The organism is Fulvivirga marina (genome assembly GCF_016775155.1).
GTDB classification, from domain to species: domain Bacteria; phylum Bacteroidota; class Bacteroidia; order Cytophagales; family Cyclobacteriaceae; genus Fulvivirga; species Fulvivirga marina.
Map to the genome: position 1 here is coordinate 43,954 of NZ_JAEUGD010000003.1, position 18,165 is coordinate 62,118.

At 41.1% G+C, this 18,165-nt stretch carries 12 protein-coding genes; 7 read left to right on the top strand and 5 right to left on the bottom strand.

Annotation, left to right across the window (positions count from 1 at the left end; translation table 11 throughout):
• Positions 1 to 202: 202 nt before the first annotated feature.
• From mnmD to JMN32_RS01510, 3 genes are read right to left on the bottom strand one after another with little or no spacing between them, the layout of a single operon-like run.
• Positions 203 to 901 carry a tRNA (5-methylaminomethyl-2-thiouridine)(34)-methyltransferase MnmD gene (gene mnmD, locus JMN32_RS01500; RefSeq protein ID WP_202854510.1) on the bottom strand — a complete coding sequence of 233 codons (699 nt, stop codon included), beginning with the start codon at positions 899 to 901 and terminating at the stop codon, positions 203 to 205.
• The gene (ispF, locus tag JMN32_RS01505) at positions 901 to 1,380 is read right to left on the bottom strand and encodes a 2-C-methyl-D-erythritol 2,4-cyclodiphosphate synthase (protein ID WP_202854511.1); all 480 of its coding nucleotides are present in this window, start codon (positions 1,378 to 1,380) and stop codon (positions 901 to 903) included. Before ispF ends, mnmD begins: the two co-directional genes overlap by 1 nt.
• Before the next feature lie 5 nt (positions 1,381 to 1,385).
• Positions 1,386 to 2,636 carry a M16 family metallopeptidase gene (locus tag JMN32_RS01510; RefSeq protein WP_202854512.1) on the bottom strand — a complete coding sequence of 417 codons (1,251 nt, stop codon included), beginning with the start codon at positions 2,634 to 2,636 and terminating at the stop codon, positions 1,386 to 1,388.
• Positions 2,637 to 2,716: 80 nt separating this feature from the next.
• Between JMN32_RS01510 and JMN32_RS01515 the strand changes: the two genes are divergently transcribed.
• The 3 genes from JMN32_RS01515 to ytxJ all read left to right on the top strand — a co-directional run bounded on the left by JMN32_RS01515 (position 2,717) and on the right by ytxJ (position 7,959).
• Entirely contained in the window at positions 2,717 to 4,696 is a 1,980-nt protein-coding gene (locus JMN32_RS01515; protein WP_202854513.1) for an alpha-ketoacid dehydrogenase subunit alpha/beta, read from the top strand.
• Positions 4,697 to 6,813: 2,117 nt separating this feature from the next.
• Positions 6,814 to 7,560, top strand: a complete 747-nt coding sequence (locus JMN32_RS01525) for a hypothetical protein (protein WP_202854515.1) — start codon at positions 6,814 to 6,816, stop codon at positions 7,558 to 7,560.
• Between the two features lie 57 nt (positions 7,561 to 7,617).
• Positions 7,618 to 7,959: a bacillithiol system redox-active protein YtxJ gene (ytxJ, locus tag JMN32_RS01530; protein WP_202854516.1), complete on the top strand. Its 342-nt coding sequence runs from the start codon at positions 7,618 to 7,620 to the stop codon at positions 7,957 to 7,959.
• Here the strand turns inward: ytxJ and JMN32_RS01535 are convergent.
• A complete protein-coding gene (locus JMN32_RS01535) occupies positions 7,949 to 8,353 on the bottom strand; it encodes an OsmC family protein (protein WP_202854517.1) in 405 nt (134 codons plus the stop codon). The genes ytxJ and JMN32_RS01535 overlap by 11 nt on opposite strands.
• A gap of 92 nt (positions 8,354 to 8,445) precedes the next feature.
• Here JMN32_RS01535 and JMN32_RS01540 point away from each other — a divergent pair, with 92 nt between their 5' ends.
• Together JMN32_RS01540 and lipA are read left to right on the top strand one after the other, a co-directional pair.
• On the top strand, positions 8,446 to 9,177 hold the full coding sequence (locus tag JMN32_RS01540) for a hypothetical protein (RefSeq protein ID WP_202854518.1): 732 nt from the start codon (positions 8,446 to 8,448) through the stop codon (positions 9,175 to 9,177).
• A 63-nt stretch (positions 9,178 to 9,240) separates the two neighbouring features.
• Positions 9,241 to 10,128: a lipoyl synthase gene (gene lipA / locus JMN32_RS01545; RefSeq protein ID WP_202854519.1), complete on the top strand. Its 888-nt coding sequence runs from the start codon at positions 9,241 to 9,243 to the stop codon at positions 10,126 to 10,128.
• A 51-nt stretch (positions 10,129 to 10,179) separates the two neighbouring features.
• On the opposite strand, the gene JMN32_RS01550 is transcribed toward lipA, so the two are convergent.
• Positions 10,180 to 11,700, bottom strand: coding sequence for a M28 family peptidase (locus JMN32_RS01550; RefSeq protein ID WP_202854520.1), 1,521 nt, complete (start codon positions 11,698 to 11,700; stop codon positions 10,180 to 10,182).
• Between the two features lie 227 nt (positions 11,701 to 11,927).
• Between JMN32_RS01550 and gcvP the strand changes: the two genes are divergently transcribed.
• Together gcvP and JMN32_RS01560 are read left to right on the top strand one after the other, a co-directional pair.
• Positions 11,928 to 14,828, top strand: coding sequence for an aminomethyl-transferring glycine dehydrogenase (gcvP, locus tag JMN32_RS01555; RefSeq protein ID WP_202854521.1), 2,901 nt, complete (start codon positions 11,928 to 11,930; stop codon positions 14,826 to 14,828).
• 301 nt (positions 14,829 to 15,129) lie between these two features.
• Positions 15,130 to 18,087 carry a M4 family metallopeptidase gene (locus JMN32_RS01560; RefSeq protein WP_202854522.1) on the top strand — a complete coding sequence of 986 codons (2,958 nt, stop codon included), beginning with the start codon at positions 15,130 to 15,132 and terminating at the stop codon, positions 18,085 to 18,087.
• Positions 18,088 to 18,165 lie beyond the last annotated feature (78 nt).

The following is an 18,165-nucleotide window of genomic DNA, read 5'->3' on the forward strand; positions in this document are numbered from 1 at the left end:
GAAAAGTACTTTCAGGTAGGGCACAATACCAGAATTGAAATCAATATAATGAAAATTGTCTAATGTAAATCACTAAAGACTATGAGAGTTGGTAATTTTAGATTGTTTTTTTGTTAAATTTTTAATCAAATTGGGCTTTTCGTTGAAAATACGGAAATAGGAATCGTTTGCAGAAGCTGTTCCAACGAAAAATTAAATTTTATTACTTGGAGGCGCGTACCATTTCCTTTTTTCCTGGAGGACCCGGTAAGGTCTCCACGTTCAAATGGAGTGATTGGAGGTCTCTTTTAAGTTGCCCTTTGGCGCAGTAGGTGACAAATATTCCTCCATGTTTCATGGAATTGCTTATGTCTGAAAGGATAGTGATGTCCCAAAGTTCGGCTTGCTTATTTGGGGCAAAAGCATCGAAATAGATGATGTCAAAGGTGCTACCCTGAGCAACGTAATCTTCAAGTTTTGTCTGGATTTTGTTAAGGGTAAAGAAAGGGGAGATAACTATGTCCTCATTCCATTGGCTGGTGTGAATCTTTTCAAACCATGACTTGGCTTTAGGTAAATCAAGGTAAGAGGTGTAGTTGAGCTGCTTAATCAGTTCAAAATCAACGGGAAAGGCCTCTATGGAGGTGAAATGAACAGGTATTTGGTGTTTTTCCGCAAATTCAGCTGTTAATAGAGCATTGAGACCAGTGCCAAGGCCAACTTCAAAAATTTTGATGTTTTTAAGGCCCCTGCTTTTTTGGTGAGCAAGTCCCATTTCAATAAATACATGTCGCGATTCCTGAACTGCGCCATGAAATGAATGGTAAGTCTCATTAAGGTTTGGGACATACAAAGAATGTGATCCATCATCAGTGGTGATGAGTTTTATTTTTTCTTCGTTATTTCCGGCTTCCTTGGTCATCAGTTTTTTGTAATAAGTACAGTAGCAAAAGCAGCTACTCCTTCTTCTTTTCCCACAAACCCCAGTTTTTCAGTTGTTGTAGCTTTAATGGAAAGATCTCCCTGGTCAATATCCATTACATTACTAAGGCATTTTTTCATTTCAGGGATGTAAGGGTTGATCTTGGGTTGTTGGAGACAAATGGTGGAGTCGATATTTCCAACTTCCCAGCCTTCATTACGTATCAATGCTAGCACTTCTTTTAGGAGTATCTTGCTATCAATTCCTTTGAATTTTGGATCAGTGTCTGAAAAATGAAAGCCGATATCACGCATATTGGCAGCGCCAAGCAAGGCGTCACAAATAACATGGATCAGCACATCCGCATCAGAATGCCCCACAGCTCCTTTGGTATGTTCTATTTGTAAACCTCCAAGCCAGAACTCTGACCCTTCCTTTAGTTGGTGTACATCATACCCAAACCCGGTCCTTATTTTCATTCCTGTTATATAATTTCTTTTTGCTTTGATTTATAATGGAGTACTGTGCAGTTAGTCGGTGCCAGTATTTCTTTTACACTTTTATTGACCTGTTCTACGCTGACCTGCTGGATCTTTGTGGTTTCCTCGTTAGCCAGGTTGGTGTCGCCGGAAAGTGTTGCAATGGCTAGGTTTAATGCTCTGTTTAATACCTCAACTTCTGACATTACATGGCTGGCCTCGGCTTGATTTTTAACTTTCTCAAGCTCTTTTGTTGAAGTGCCTGAGGTTATAAGCTCATCTATAACTTCCTGGACCTCTTCTTCAGCTTTTTTAATGCTTACGTTAGAAGATACCTTTCCGCCAATAATAAGTAAGCCAGGGTCAATTGACCCTGTTATGGAAGCTCCAATCGAAGAGAAAGTTTCCTTTTCTTTAACTAGCTTTTCGTAAAGTCTCGAAGATGAGCCTCTTCCTAGAATGTCGCTAATGAGATCCGCGGTATGATAACCGTCATCAAATTTACCGGGGATGTGAAAAGTCATGTGAAGTGCATCTGCCGGGACATCTGCAGTTATCTCCATAAACCGCCGTTCTACCTGTTTAGGCTCCTGAGGTAACTCTCTTTTATAATCATTGCCACGGGGAATAGGGCCAAACCACTTTTCGGACAATCTTTTCACTTCATCAAACTTCACTTTTCCGGCTACAACCATGATGGCTTGGTTGGGTACATAGTGCTTGTTGAAAAAAGACTTTACATCTTCCATAGTAGCGTTTTCAATATGACTGATCTCTTTCCCTATAGTGGGCCACCGGTAAGAATGCTTTTGGTAAACTAGTGGGCGAAGTTTTAACCACAGATCACCATAAGGTTGATTAAGGTAACGTTGTTTAAATTCCTCAATCACCACCTTGCGCTGAACTTCCAGAACTTTGGGATCAAAAGAGAGACTCAACATACGGTCGGACTCCAGCCAAAACCCTGTTTCCAGATTTTGGGCAGGTAGGGTCATATAATAGTTTGTAATGTCGGTGCTGGTAAAAGCATTGTTCTCCCCGCCAGCGAGCTGTAAGGCCTCATCATAGTTAGCTATATTTTTTGAGCCACCGAACATCAGATGTTCGAAGAGGTGAGCAAAACCGGTCTTATCAGGGTGCTCATCTCTGGAGCCAACATCATATAGTATGTTTAAAACAGCTATCTGAACTGTGGGGTCCTCATGAACTATAACCCTTAGTCCATTTTCAAGTGTAAAGCTTTTAAAATCTATCATTGTGAATAGCAAAAATAAAAATATCACATCACTTTGCAGATAATACCAATGCTTTAATTTTGCTTACTAAATTTTGAATTATGCACTTTGACAGGAAGAAGTATTCCGATAAGATATTAAAAGAGCTTTATGAAGCTTTGTTGAGGCCTCGTATGATAGAAGAGAAGATGTTGATACTTCTCAGGCAGGGTAAAATAAGCAAATGGTTTTCAGGTATAGGTCAGGAGGCCATTTCCATTGGTTCTACAAAAGCTCTTGAAAGCGACGAATATATTCTTCCTATGCACCGTAATTTAGGCGTTTTTACTTCCAGAGAGGTGCCATACAGTCGTCTTTTTTCTCAATTTCAAGGGAAACTATCCGGTTTTACCAATGGCAGAGATCGCTCCTTTCACTTCGGTACCAACGATTATAATATAGTAGGCATGATCTCTCATCTAGGCCCGCAGTTGGCCGTGGCTGATGGTATTGCATTGGCAAACCGGCTTACGAAACAGGAAAAAGCCACGCTGGTTTTTACTGGAGATGGAGGTGCTAGTGAGGGTGATTTTCATGAAGCATTAAACGTAGCTGCTGTTTGGGATCTTCCGGTTATTTTCGTTATTGAGAACAATGGGTATGGCCTATCCACTCCAAGTAATGAGCAATTTAGGTTTAAAAGCTTCGTAGATAAAGGCCCGGGATATGGAATTGATGCAGTGAAGGTAGATGGAAATAACATACTTGAAGTTTATGATACTATTAAGCAGTTGGCCAAAAAAGTGCGTAAAAATCCCCGCCCGGTGATTGTAGAAGCAATAACTTTTAGAATGAGAGGTCACGAGGAGGCGTCAGGAACAAAATATGTTCCTAAAGACCTGATGGAGAAGTGGGCTAAAAAAGATCCGTTAGAAAACTTTGAACAGTACCTTCTTAAAGAAGGTGTAATTACTGAAGCTGATATTAAGAAATATCGAAAGATCATTCAGGAAAATATTGATGAAGGCCTGGAACAAGCATATGCTGAAGGTATGCCTCAGGCAACCATGGAAAAGGAGCTTTCTGATATGTACGCTCCTTATCAACAAGAGACGGTATCTCCATCAACGGATGTTAAAACCACTAAGCGATATGTGGATGCCATTTCGGATGGATTGCGTCAAAGTCTTGAAAAATACCATGAGTTAGTTATTATGGGGCAAGACATTGCCGAATATGGCGGTGTATTTAAAATTACAGAAGGCTTTGTTGATCAATTTGGTAAGGACAGAATCCGAAATACGCCATTATGTGAGTCTGCCATAATTGGTGTTGGACTTGGCATGTCAGTTAAAAAGCAAAAATCTGTTGTAGAGATGCAGTTTGCTGATTTTGTTACCTGCGGATTTAACCAAATAGTTAATAATCTTGCTAAATCGCACTATCGTTGGGGCCAGAATGCTGACGTAGTTGTGCGTATGCCAACAGGAGCGGGTGTTGCAGCCGGGCCTTTTCATAGTCAGTCCAATGAAGCATGGTTTTTTCATACCCCCGGCCTTAAGATAGTTTATCCTTCAAATCCTGCAGATGCTAAGGGGTTACTGTGTGCCGCTATTGAAGATCCAAACCCTGTGATTTATTTTGAACATAAATTTTTATATAGATCACTAAGTGAGGAGATATATGATGATTATTATACTATTGAAATTGGTAAGGCAAATCTTGTAGAAGAAGGCACTGATATCTCTATAATAACCTATGGTATGGGTGTGCATTGGGCAAAAGAAGTTATGCAAACGTTACCTGAACTTTCAGCTGATATTCTGGACCTAAGATCGTTATTGCCTTGGGATAAAGAGGCTGTTGAGGCAACAGTGAAGAAGACAAATCGTGTGTTGATTTTGCATGAAGATTGTATGAATGGAGGAGTTGGTGGTGAAATAAGCGCCTGGATCAGTGAAAATTGCTTCCGTCATCTTGATGCTCCTGTTTATCGTGTAGCTAGTCTGGATACAGCGGTTCCATTTTCTCCGCCGCTAGAGCAAAACTTCTTACCCAAAGGTAGGCTAAAACAAAAAATTAAGGATTTGGCGGAATTTTAATTAAATTAGTGCGTTTTAAAGGCTGGCTAATTTATTTTTTAACAGATTTCGCCTGATTTGAATATCCTAAGTCAATTTAAGTTTTTCAAGTTTAGCATGAGCTTACGACTGTTATTAGTTGGAGCGATGCTAGTGTTTGTTGTTGGTGTAGATGCTCCCGAGGTTCAGGCTCAGCAAAAATCACAATATGAAAAAATGCAGAAGAGGCGGAACAAGAGCAATCGCCGCCTGAAAAGAAGGGGAGATAAGGGGAAGTCAAATAGAAGAAGCTTAAGGGCTACCAAATTTAAAGTACGATCTAAGCAGGGAGAGAGGGCCTACAGAGGAGATATAACGGGAAGGAAGTTCCAAAGCAAAAGATCAACACGTCCTAAATGGGGTGCGCGTGTAGCTAAGCCAAATCCCTATGCCGGTAGGAAAAGGACTAGCGAGGCCAGTAGGGCCAAGGCATCAAAACAGACCCCAAGGTATTCTTCAAGAGAAAGAGAAAAAGCATGGAAAGGTGGTGCTGGACGAGCCAGCTTTGGTAGATCCATCCGGACAACTTTTACAGGGAAACGTGCTTATCAGCGAGTTAAAGGTTCTGGACGTTCAGCTACTCGAGACCCTGAAAGACCAAGAAAAATAACCAGAGTATCGCCAAGATCAGCTTCTGGAGCTTACAGGATTAGAAAGCGAAAGAAACCTTATGCCATAAGAGAAAGATCAAAATGGGAAAAGGCTTTTCAGGGAGATATTACGGGGAGAAAATTCAGAAGCAAAAGAACTACAGACAGGCCAACTATCCAGAAACCCAGAAATACAAGGTATACCAGTAAAGGGAGAAGGGGGGATAAGGCCTACAAAGGACGTATACAGGCAGGTTACCAATCTGCCAGTCGAACAAAAGAAAAGGCATGGAAGAAAGATATTTCAGGAAATAAGCTTAGGGTTCGTACTTCAGGTCAGCCAAAGTTCAATGATTCTCATTTTCAAAGCTATCCTAAAGGAAAAAGACAAGGCGATAAAGCTTACAAGGGTAAAATGAAGGGGGGGGGATTTAAGTCCATAAGCTCCAGAAAGGAAAAAGCTGGAAGAAGATCACTTTCATCAAGGCCTCCAGGGGATGGTACACGTAGGGCATGGAAGTTTCAGGGAAATATCAAGTCGGGCAAACCGCTAAAGGGCGGAGGTAGTGTAAGTGGTAGAAAGTGGAACAATAAGGGGAGAGCGGTGCAAGGCCGTGGCCTGAGAGACCAGGATAATCGAGTGGCCAGGTTTCAGGGGAATGTTAAAGGAGGTAGGCGCTTGAAGGGTGGTGGAAGTATTAGCGGTAAAAGATGGAATAACAATGGAAAATCAATTCAAGGCCGTGGCCCGAGAGATCAGGATAGCCGTGTAGCAAAGTTTCATGGAAATATTAAGGGTGGTAAACCATTGAAAGGTGGTGGAAGCATTAGCGGAAAGCGCTGGAATAACAAGGGGAAGTCTATTCAGGGTAGAGATCCAAGGGAGCAGGATAATCGAGTAGCCAGGTTTCAGGGAAATATTAAAGGAGGTAAACCTTTAAAGGGTGGTGGAAGTATTAGTGGTAAAAGGTGGAATAATAAGGGGCGGTCCATTCAGGGTAGAGGTCCAAGGGAGCAGGATAATCGAGTAGCCAGGTTTCAGGGAAATATTAATGGAGGTAAACCTTTTAAGGGTGGCGGAAGTATTAGTGGTAATAGGTGGAATAATAAGGGGCGGTCTATTCAGGGTAGAGGCCCAAGGGAGCAGGATAATCGAGTAGCCAGTTTTCAGGGAAATATAAAAGGAGGTAAACCTTTAAAGGGTGGCGGAAGTATTAGTGGTAAAAGGTGGAATAATAAGGGGCGGTCTATTCAGGGTAGAGGCCCAAGGGAGCAGGATAATCGAGTAGCCAGATTTCAGGGTAATATCAAGGGAGGCAAGCCTCTGAAAGGTGGAGGTAGCATAAGCAGGTCTGGTTGGAACAATAAAGGTAAGCCCGTACAGGGCCGAGAACCTAAAGGTCAGGATAGCAGAATTGCAAANACAATAAAGGTAAGCCCGTACAGGGCCGAGAACCTAAAGGTCAGGATAGCAGAATTGCAAAGTTTCAAGGAAATATTAAGCAATATATGCTTGAGAAAGGTCCTGATGATGCTCAAAAATATAGAGGCAATGAATACAGGGCATATTTAAGGGAAAAAGGCCCTGATGATGCTCATAAATATCGTGGCAGTATACAGCAGTTTCGCTTTAAGAGAAACCCCAACTCTGCAAAAGAGGCTTTGAAAAGAAAGCCTACGAATAAGGTTTATTATAAAAAGAAGCCGTATCAGGGGAATATCAAAGTCACTTCAAAAAGAAAGCCGAATAAATCAGCTGCTGAGGAAGCACTACAAAAGAAATACCCTGATAAAAACTACTTCAAGGGAGGAGAGTACCAGGGTAATATTAAAGCGAATTGGACTACTAAACGCAACCCTAGTAGTGCCGAAGATGCCTTGGAGGCCAGGCCTCCAGGTAAGGGAACTGCTAAAGGCATGGAATATCAGGGGCGTTTGAAAATGCCTACTTATAAAAAGAGACCAAATGCTGTTGAAGGGGCTCTAAAAGGAATTGGGCCGTCTAGCGCATCAATACAAGCCAGTAACTATCAGGGAAATATTAAAATGCGGAAAAAGCGCATTGAGGATAGACATCCTGATTTTAAATACTTGAGAAGTAGAACGAATGGTAAAGCCGAGAAGGATAAAGTTTTTAGCTTTAAACTATTGTGGTCAAAGATCTTTAAGAAAAATGAAAATCAACCGGATAACTTGAAACAAAAGGATAGAAAACCTCGATATGATAAGAAGGAGCAGGATATCTGGTATGATTAACAGTGAGACGGTATTTTAGACAATAATATAGCTTTAGAAGAAAATTGAATCAAATATATGAACTGGATACAATTAAATAGTAGTGAGGATTTGGAGAGAATTAAAGAAGAGTCTAGAGAAAGTCCTGTCGTTATATTTAAGCATAGTACTCGTTGCTCCATTAGTGATATGGCATTGAACCGGTTGGAGCGGTCTTGGTCAGATCAGGACATGGTGAATGTAAAGCCTTACTACCTCGACCTAATCAGCAACCGTAATGTTTCCGATGAAGTGGCCGAGGTTTTTAAGGTAAGACATGAATCGCCTCAGGTTTTGATCGTTAAGAACGGTGAAGTCATTCACAGTGACTCCCACATGGGCATTAACTACAATACGATAAAAGATCTTGCTAAAAATTAAAAGTCACACTTTGCTTGATACTATCTGCCAGGCTTAGTGCGACCGGGCAAGTTAAGGCAGATCGTTTAAGTTTTTCTTTTTGAAGGTCTGTAGCGTTTAAATTATCTATGCTGAAATCAATCTTGATTTCAGCTATTTTCCTTGGGTTTGCACCCATTGTTTTGGTTACATTGGCCTTTAATCCGGTAAGGTCAATGCCCTCTCTATTAGCTGTAATTCCCATTAGTGTCATCATGCAACTGCTTAAGGCAGAGCTAACCAAGTCAGTCGGTGAAAAGGCTTCCCCTTTTCCGTTATTGTCAACGGGGGCATCGGTGATGATTTTATTATTTGACGTTAAATGTATGGCAGTTGTTCGCAAGTCTCCCAGATATTCCGTGGTCATTGAGTGCATAATTGTGTTCAATTTTAAACTATAATTTAGTAATTTGCGTTACAGCATATAATCGCTAAATTTAAGAATCTTTTATTTCCAATTATTTTAATATGCGCAAAAAAGCGTACTTCATTTTACTCTTTTTGTTTCCTATGCTTAGCTTGGCACAGAATCAGGATGCCGAAAGTTATGATAAGGAATTTGTATGGGGTATAAACAAGAATACGGCTGGAGGCTTGATAGGAGGCTTCATGCTAAGAAGCTCAAAGCGAATTGGAGATAAGCTGTATCAAAGCCTTGGAGTGGAAATCGTAAATGTGAAACACCCATTGGAGGTGCGGCGTAATTCAAATATTACGGGTAACCTTTTTATTTACGGCAAAACAAATTACTTATATGCAATTAGGGCTCAGTATGGGAGGGAACTTATTCTGTTCAGAAAGGCTCCTCAGCAAGGGGTCGAGCTTAAGTTGATAACGGCGATTGGCCCATCAATTGGGGTTGTGGCTCCTTACTATATTGATTATGATGCAGATGGACGCAATAACCCTTCCGTATCCTCGCGAAAAGAGCAATACGATCCTTATAAGCACAATGCCGATTTTATTCTAGGTACAGGGCATATTCTTCAGGGTATCCAGGAATCTAAAATTCAGTTGGGAGCTAATGTTAAGGCGGCTTTGAGTTTCGAGCTAGGAACTTCAAAAACGAGTGTTACAGGGTTTGAAGCAGGATTTTTATTGGATGCCTATACAAAGGAAATTCCGCTCATAGAAACTGCTGATAACAAGGCTATATTCCCCACGGCATTTATTACCCTTTTCTACGGAAAGCGTAGATAATCAGCATTAGTTTGTGGTAATGAAAGTGTTAATTCATAATTTTGCAGCTTAAATACATACGCCATGATAGAACTTCCGGTAATTTCAGAAGGAGAAGAAAAGAAAAAGCGTAAACCAGACTGGCTGAGGGTAAAATTACCTATCGGTAAGGAGTACGCTAAAGTTAGGAAACTGGTAGATAATCATAAGTTGCATACTATTTGCGAAAGTGGTAGTTGCCCCAATATGGGAGAATGTTGGGGGGCAGGTACGGCAACATTTATGATATTGGGTAATGTTTGTACGCGTAGCTGCACATTTTGTGCAGTAGCTACTGGCCGCCCTCCTGAGTATGATGCTGAAGAACCGAAGCGAGTAGCAGAAGCCATAAAGCTTATGGAGGTAAAACATGCGGTTTTAACATCTGTTAATCGTGATGAACTGAAAGACCGAGGTGCCGAAATCTGGTACCAGACCGTGGTCGAGACTAAGAAGCTAAGTCCAAGAACAACAATAGAGACACTTATTCCTGACGTCAAAGGTAATTGGGATGCACTTTATCGTATGATTGAAGGAGGGCAGGAGGTCGTGTCGCACAATGTAGAAACCGTAGAACGCTTATACCGTCGTGTGAGGCCTCAGGCAAAATATCAAAGAAGTCTTGATCAAATAAAACGGACTAATGAGGCTGGTAAACGAACAAAGTCTGGTATAATGCTTGGTGTGGGAGAAACGATAGATGAAGTACACAAGGCTATGGACGATCTTGCAGAACATGGCTTACACATCTTAACGTTAGGACAGTATTTGCAGCCGACAAAAAGACATCTTGAGGTTGCTGAGTTTATACACCCAGATCAATTTGAGGCATATAGAGAAGAAGGATTGAAAAGAGGCTTAAAGTATGTTGAGTCAGGGCCATTAGTCAGGTCCTCTTATCATGCGGAACGTCACGTAAATGTTCCTATATAAAAGTAAGGTATTCTCAGTTCATGCTTCATGAACTGAGAATACCTTACTTTCTTAATCTTTTTTCAGTCTTTGGTTCTGCAATTTATCTACAACAGGTCTCTCGCCCCTGTTTGCTAACACCCAAGCTGTATAGTAAACCAGCTTTGATCTTTTTGTTAGCATATCAAAGTTAATCTTATCGATTGTATCTGAAGGCTGGTGATAGTCTTCATGCACACCGTTGAAATAGAAAATAATAGGAACATTATTTTTAGCAAAATTCCAGTGGTCTGAGCGATAATAAATTCGATCAGGGTGGTTCTCGTCATTGTAAGTGTAATCCAGTTCGAACTGAGTATAAGTTTCATTAACCTTTTCACTGATCTCGTGGAGTTCAGTAGATAAGCGGTTGGATCCAACGAGATACACGTAATTTGGGTTGTCCTTATGTTCCGGGTCTATACGACCTATCATGTCAATGTTTAAGTCTACAATGGTGTTTTCAAGTGGGAATACAGGGTGAGCAGCATAATAAGCAGAGCCCAAAAGCCCTTTTTCTTCTCCGGTCACTAGCATAAATAGCATGCTTCTTCTCGGGCCGTTGCCATCTGCCTTGGCTTTTACAAATGCCTCGGCCAGCTCCATTATTGCAGAAGTGCCAGATCCATCATCATCCGCACCATTGTTGATCTTGTCTCCCTGGCGCCCTATATGATCGTAGTGGGCAGTAATAACTACTAGCTCCTCTTTCTTATCAGAGCCTTCCAAATACCCTAATACATTTTCAGTATTAACCATTTTAGTTTTTTGCTCAGTTTTGAACACAACTTTTGAAGTCTTTACTTTTTTAAGTTTGTCAGGTGTCTCTGCGATTTCTTTAAGTTTTGATAAAGGGGTATTGAAAATGTCGTTTATGACAGAAGGGGCAACAAAAAACACCCCTGAACCCATGCCTTTTGTTTTTGGCTTTTCCAAGGTTAAATTTCCACCTGATAACCATCCCTTAAATTGGCTTGCCAGCCCCACAAATTCTTCGTCAGTAGTTGTGCTTGCTACAAAAACAGTTGTCGCTCCCTTTTTTGTCGCGGTTTCTATAGCACCTTGAGAGGCTTGTATATTATTAACCAATACCAATACTGCTTTATCTTCTATCTCTACTTGTTCGTAGTCTGATGGTGTGCCATTACCAGCAAAAACAATTTCAGAACTGACTTCTTCTCCGGTATCTGCAGACCCATAGAATACTACCTTTTCATAGTTATCATATCTGTTGTTTTTTACTTTTAAATATATTTCTCCAGGAGTGTTTTTGTACAATTCAACAGGTTGGAAATAGCTCATTTTTTCACCGTCCTTAACGGGCGGGAGGAGGCCTATATCTTCAAAGTGGTTACTGATGAACGTTGCGGCCATTTTTTGGCCTCTTTCGCCTGTTTCGCGACCTTCAAGTGCGTCTGAAGCCAGTATAGAAAGATAATCGTAGAGATCTTCTTTTGTAATCGTCTCGGCATATTTCTGAGCTCTGGAGTCGGTCTGGGCATTGACACTCAGAAAAGCACAGCTCATCAATATGACTGATAAAAGCTTTTTCATAAGCATTTCAAAATTTATGTTTAAAATCCCCCAAAAATAATCAAAATGTATACCGTAGGAGCTTTTGATTTCAAATTTGTTACAAGCGGTAAACTATCTTTATCAACGTTTGCGGTCAGTTGCTTTAATTGTTTTCCACATCAGCTTTTGTCCTAAATATATCCTACATTTGTACCCCCAAACTGGGGCTGTTAGAATATACTATAAGGAACTTATTTTATCCATTTATGAAACTAAATGTCAATAACTTGGAGCGGTTTGACACCCGGCACAACGGACCGGATGAACAGCAAATTCAGGAGATGTTAAAAGCAGTAAATGCAGGATCTCTGGATGAGTTAATTGATCAAACTATTCCAAAGTCGATTCAGCTAAAAAAAGAGCTTAGTCTACCTGTTGCGAAAACAGAGTACAAGTTTCTTAATGACTTCAAGAAACTGGCGCAAAAAAATAAGATCTTCAGGTCTTACATTGGCACAGGGTATTACAATTGCGTGGTTCCTGGTGTTATTCTGAGAAATATATTGGAAAACCCGGGATGGTATACAGCTTATACACCTTATCAGGCAGAGATTGCTCAAGGTAGGCTGGAGGCTTTGATCAATTTTCAAACCATGGTTATCGATCTGACTGGTATGGAGATAGCCAATGCTTCTTTGTTAGATGAAGGTACAGCAGCAGCAGAGGCAATGACTATGCTTGCTGGAGCAAGAAAGGGAGGAAAGAAGAGTGCTTCGAGGTTCTTTGTGGATCAAAATACGTTCCCTCAAACCATCGATGTGCTAAAGACACGTGCACTTCCGGTTGGTATTGAATTGGTGATAGGAGATGTTAAGGAAGTTGATCTTGCAGACCCGGAGCTTTACGGCATTTTGGTTCAAAACCCAAATAATGACGGCTCAATCATTGACTATTCTGAGTTTATCTCAAAAGCTAAGAAAAATGATGTTTCTGTTGCAGTAGCAGCGGATCTGATGAGCTTACTATTGATGAAATCCCCAGGAGAAATGGGGGCTGATGTAGTAGTTGGGACCAGTCAGCGTTTTGGTGTGCCTATGGGTTATGGGGGGCCCCACGCTGGATTCTTTGCAACGAAAGATACATTTAAAAGACAGATACCTGGACGAATTATTGGAGCTTCATTAGATGCGCAGGGAAACAGTGGCTATCGCATGGCTTTACAAACACGGGAGCAACATATCCGGAGAGAAAAGGCGACTTCCAACATTTGTACAGCTCAGGTGCTTTTGGCGGTTATGTCAGGTATGTTTGCTGTTTATCATGGACCTAAGGGCCTTAAAAATATAGCAAGCAGGATTCACGGATTAACCCAGTTACTGGATAATGGGATAAAGAGCCTAGGGTATGAACAAGTAAATGAAAACTATTTTGATACACTAAAGATCAATGTAGGCGAAACTTCTAAACTTCAAGAGTTGGCTTTACAGAGAGAAATGAACTTCAGATATTTTGGAGATGGCTCTGTTGGCATATCACTTGATGAAACAACCCGAGTACCTGATATTGCAGAAATACTTGAAGTGTTTGCTGGGGCTGCGGCTAAAACATTGACTTTTGATTTAGATAAGGAATGTGAAAACCTGAAAGTGAAATGGCCATCTGATCTTCAAAGGCAATCGGAGTACCTTACCCACCCTATTTTCAATGTTCATCATTCTGAGCATGAAATGTTGAGGTATATTAAAAAACTGGAGAATAAGGACCTTTCTCTTGTGCATTCAATGATCTCCCTTGGGTCATGCACTATGAAACTGAATGCTACTACTGAAATGATCCCTGTCACATGGCCAGAATTTGGAAGCATTCACCCGTTTGCGCCAGAAGATCAGGCAGAGGGATACCACGAGATGTTTAAAGATTTGGGTGATTGGCTGAGTGAGATTACAGGTTTTGCTGCAGTGTCGTTACAACCCAATAGTGGTGCGCAAGGTGAGTATGCTGGTCTGATGGTAATTAGAGCATATCACGAAAGTAGAGGAGAGGCGCAGCGTAACATAACCCTAATACCTTCTTCAGCACATGGTACTAACCCAGCCAGTGCTGTTATGGCCGGAATGAAAGTCGTAATTGTAAAATGCGATGAGAAGGGTAATATTGATGTTGATGACCTAAGAGCTAAGGCCGAAACACACAAAGATAACCTTTCAGCACTCATGGTCACTTACCCATCTACTCACGGTGTGTTCGAAGAAAGTATCATAGAAATATGCGATATCATTCATGAAAATGGAGGGCAGGTGTATATGGATGGGGCAAATATGAATGCTCAGGTTGGTTTGACTAGCCCTGCTAACATAGGTGCAGATGTTTGTCACTTGAATTTGCATAAAACCTTCTGTATACCCCATGGCGGAGGTGGTCCTGGTGTGGGGCCAATAGGCGTTGCTGAACAGTTGGTGCCGTTCCTCCCTGGTAATCCAGTCGTTAAAACGGGAGGAAATAACGCTATAACAGCTGTATCTGCAGCTCCTTGGGGAAGCGCAAGCATTCTGACCATATCATACGCTTATATTGCTATGATGGGAAGAAAGGGGCTTAAGTCTGCTACCCAGTTAGCTATACTCAATGCTAACTATATTAAAGAGCGATTGGCAGAGTATTATCCGGTACTGTACGTTGGTAAAAACGGGAGATGTGCTCACGAAATGATTGTGGATTGTCGTGAATTCAAAAAGGTTGGTGTTGAAGTTGAAGATATTGCCAAGCGCTTGATGGACTATGGCTTTCATGCTCCTACGGTATCATTTCCAGTGGCAGGTACTTTAATGATAGAGCCCACCGAAAGTGAAGCGAAAGAAGAGCTGGATCGTTTTTGTGAAGCTATGATAGAGATCCGAAAGGAAATTAAAGAGATTGTAGATGGTGTTGCAGATAGAGAGAATAATGTTCTGAAAAACGCACCTCATACTGCCACTGTTATTACAAATGATCATTGGGATAGACCCTATAGCCGTGAAAAAGCAGCCTACCCATTGAGTTATATTAGAGAGAGTAAGTTTTGGCCTTCTGTAGGTAGAGTTGACAATGCTTACGGTGACAGAAACCTCGTTTGTAGTTGCCTTCCGTTGGAAGAATACGAAAGTGACACCGAAGCTGTTGAGGCTTAGAAGTAAAAAGGAATATCCATATCAGACAAAGAGGCTCTCAAAACGGGAGCCTCTTTTTTTGTCTTGCAACAACAATGTACTTTATATATTGTATAAGCCTATAAAAAAAATTCTAGTTTGATGTACTAAATATCTCGTATGCCAAACTAATCTGTACTCAGTGTTAAATGAAGTACTTTATAACGCATTTAGGCAGGCCGTTCATTATGTAAGTTTTGCGACATAAATGAATTGAAAAGCCAAATAATATTTGGGATATTTGGCTTGAAATAAAATTTTTCAACCTAAACCAATTTTAATTATGTTTAATAATTACCGCTGGCGGTACATGGTATCGCTATTCCTTATGGTTTCTGCATCCAGTGCATATGCACAGGATGGAAAGCCAGACAAACCGATCAAAAAGGGGATTGACAAACAAGTCAGGTTTGAAGCAAATCAAGCCAGAATGACTGACGTTGATCAGCTTTTCAAAACACACCTTAATACCAGAGAGCAGGATGAGTTAAGGGTAAAGCGGGCCTTTGTTGACAAACTTGGCTTTGAGCATACCCGATATCAGCAGTTCTATAAAGGAATCAAAGTAGAGTTTGGTGCATATATCGTTCATTCAAAGGACGGTGTAGTGAGCTCGATGAATGGAGACTTCAAAGAGGTTAAGGAGGTAAATACTACTCCTTCACTTTCCAGCGAAGCTGCTTTTGGTAGTGCATTAAGTCATGTTGGGGCCAAGGAGTACTTGTGGCAGGATAGTCAGAATGCTCGGGTAATAAACTATGAAAAGCCTCAGGGAGAACTAGTGATTCTTGATAGCAGACTAGCTTACAAATTTGATGTATACGCTACTAAGCCATTATACAGAGCTGATGTTTATATTGATGCTCAGTCTGGGGAGTTCATTATGGAAAACAAGAGAATCCATCATGCTAATACTCCTGCAACAGGTACCAGTCTTTACAATGGAACAGTTTCGTTTACAGCTGATAGTTATACTGGAGGGTACCGTTTGCGTCAGACAGCTGATGGAAATGGTATTGAGACCTATGATTTGAATAATGGAACAAATTATAACAATGCTTCCGATATAACCAGTAGTTCAACTTCATTTACAGGAAATGCTACAGGGGTACAGGCTCACTACGGTGCGGAACAAACTTATAAGTATTTTTTCCAAGAACATGGAAGAAACTCTTATAATGGAAGTGGCGCTGTTATTCGGTCTTATGTTAGCTATTCAACAAACTATGTTAACGCATTTTGGGATGGTAGCAGAATGACATACGGTGATGGTGATGGAACGAACTATGGTCCTTTAGTATCATTAGATATTTGCGGGCATGAAGTGACTCACGGAGTTACCGAGTATACCTCTAATCTTGTATACAGCTACGAATCAGGAGCAATGAACGAATCACTTTCCGATATTTTCGGCGAATCAATTGAGCAGTTTGCGACTGGAAGTAATGACTGGATAATGGGTGATGATATTGGTGCAGGTGGTAGTGGAGGAGCTATCCGCTCACTAAGCAACCCTAATGCATTCAGTGACCCTGATACTTACAAGGGTTCATTCTGGTACAGCGGTTCTGGTGACAATGGTGGAGTACACACGAATAGTGGTGTGATGAACCACTGGTTCTACATTTTGTCAGTAGGTAAGTCTGGTACAAATGATAATGGCGACGCTTATAGCGTAACAGGAATTGGCATTGCGAAGGCTCAGCAAATCGCGTATAGAATGAATGCTACCTATTTTACATCTAACTCGAACTATAACGATGCCAGGCAGTATGGAATACAAGCTGCTATTGATTTATATGGAGCAGACTCTCCTGAGCATATAGCTACACAAAATGCATGGTATGCTGTAGGTCTAGGAAATGAGTATGGTAATAGCACTCCTCCTACCTGCGCTACAGGTACTGTTACTTTGACTTTAGTTTTTGATAATTATCCTGAAGAAACCAGTTGGACTCTGACAAATAGCTCTGGTACTACTGTAGCTTCCGGAGGAACTTATGGTTCTGAACCAGATGGCTCAACTCTAACTGAGACCTTCAATTTAGCTGCAGGTGATTACACCTTTACTATCAATGATAGCTATGGAGACGGAATTTGCTGCTCTTATGGTAATGGGTCTTATACTTTGACTGATAATGGAAGTGGAGAGACTTTGGCCAGTGGAGGTAGTTTTGGATCTTCGGATCAGGCAAATATTTGCGTTGATGGTGGAGGAAGTGCTGATACAGAAGCTCCTACAGCTCCGGGCTCTTTGGTAGCGTCAGGTATTACCAGTTCAAGCGCAACATTGACCTGGAATGCATCCACTGACAATGTTGGTGTTACGGGCTATGATGTTTACTTAGGAGGATCATTAGTGAATTCTACTACAAGCACCTCTTATAACTTAACCGGTTTGGCGGCTACGACTTCTTATACTGCTTCAGTGCGAGCAAAGGATGCAGCCGGAAATACTTCGACTGCAAGTACTGTAACGTTTACAACTGATAGTGGTGGTACACCTGTTACGTATTGTGCATCTCAAGGCAACAATGTGACTGATGAATGGATAGACCTCGTTAGCTTAGGCTCTATCAACAATGCTACAGGGGCAAATGGAGGTTATGGTGATTTTACTAGCCTTAGTACTGACCTTGCCAGGGGTAACAGCTATACTATAAACTTTAGTGCAGGTTTTGCAAGCACAAGCTACACTGAGTACTGGAGTGTATGGGTTGATTTTAATCAGGATGGTGACTTTAATGATTCAGGAGAACAAGTGGCTACTGGTTCATCAAGCAGCAGCGCTACATTATCAGGAACAGTAGCAGTTCCTGCTTCTGCAGCTCTCGGATCAACAAGAATGAGGGTTTCAATGAAGTATAACTCTGCACCATCATCTTGTGGAAGCTTTACTTATGGAGAAGTTGAGGATTATACAGTTAACATTACTAACACTTTTGCCGGAGTGGCTACTCTTGGAGGTGATAGCAATGCAGAGCCTTTGGGTAATGAAGTCCCTAAGCCTTACTTTGTTGCTCACCCTAACCCTGCCAAAGAAGTAGTTGAAATAGCTATTTCTGAAGAGGCAAGAGGATATGATCTGAAAATGATGACCCTGAATGGTGTTGTTGTTAAGGATATTAAATCTACTGATGCCAATGTGAGAATCAACATGGCTAACCTGCCTCAAGGTGTTTATATTCTTTCTATGAAAACAGCCAGAGAAGTAGTAAATACCAAGATCATTAAAGAGTAATTGGTTTTTATAATTAACGGAAAAAGGGGAGCGTTATTAACGCTCCCCTTTTTTGTTAAGCCTCAATCTGTTAGCCAA

Excerpts from the sequence above, each read along its gene's own strand:
- mnmD (WP_202854510.1), bottom strand. The coding sequence starts at position 901 with ATGACCAAGGAAGCCGGAAATAACGAAGAAAAAATAAAACTCATCACC.
- ispF (WP_202854511.1), bottom strand. The coding sequence starts at position 1,380 with ATGAAAATAAGGACCGGGTTTGGGTATGATGTACACCAACTAAAGGAA.
- JMN32_RS01510 (WP_202854512.1), bottom strand. The coding sequence starts at position 2,636 with ATGATAGATTTTAAAAGCTTTACACTTGAAAATGGACTAAGGGTTATA.
- JMN32_RS01515 (WP_202854513.1), top strand. The coding sequence starts at position 2,717 with ATGCACTTTGACAGGAAGAAGTATTCCGATAAGATATTAAAAGAGCTT.
- JMN32_RS01525 (WP_202854515.1), top strand. The coding sequence starts at position 6,814 with ATGCTTGAGAAAGGTCCTGATGATGCTCAAAAATATAGAGGCAATGAA.
- ytxJ (WP_202854516.1), top strand. The coding sequence starts at position 7,618 with ATGAACTGGATACAATTAAATAGTAGTGAGGATTTGGAGAGAATTAAA.
- JMN32_RS01535 (WP_202854517.1), bottom strand. The coding sequence starts at position 8,353 with ATGCACTCAATGACCACGGAATATCTGGGAGACTTGCGAACAACTGCC.
- JMN32_RS01540 (WP_202854518.1), top strand. The coding sequence starts at position 8,446 with ATGCGCAAAAAAGCGTACTTCATTTTACTCTTTTTGTTTCCTATGCTT.
- lipA (WP_202854519.1), top strand. The coding sequence starts at position 9,241 with ATGATAGAACTTCCGGTAATTTCAGAAGGAGAAGAAAAGAAAAAGCGT.
- JMN32_RS01550 (WP_202854520.1), bottom strand. The coding sequence starts at position 11,700 with ATGAAAAAGCTTTTATCAGTCATATTGATGAGCTGTGCTTTTCTGAGT.
- gcvP (WP_202854521.1), top strand. The coding sequence starts at position 11,928 with ATGAAACTAAATGTCAATAACTTGGAGCGGTTTGACACCCGGCACAAC.
- JMN32_RS01560 (WP_202854522.1), top strand. The coding sequence starts at position 15,130 with ATGTTTAATAATTACCGCTGGCGGTACATGGTATCGCTATTCCTTATG.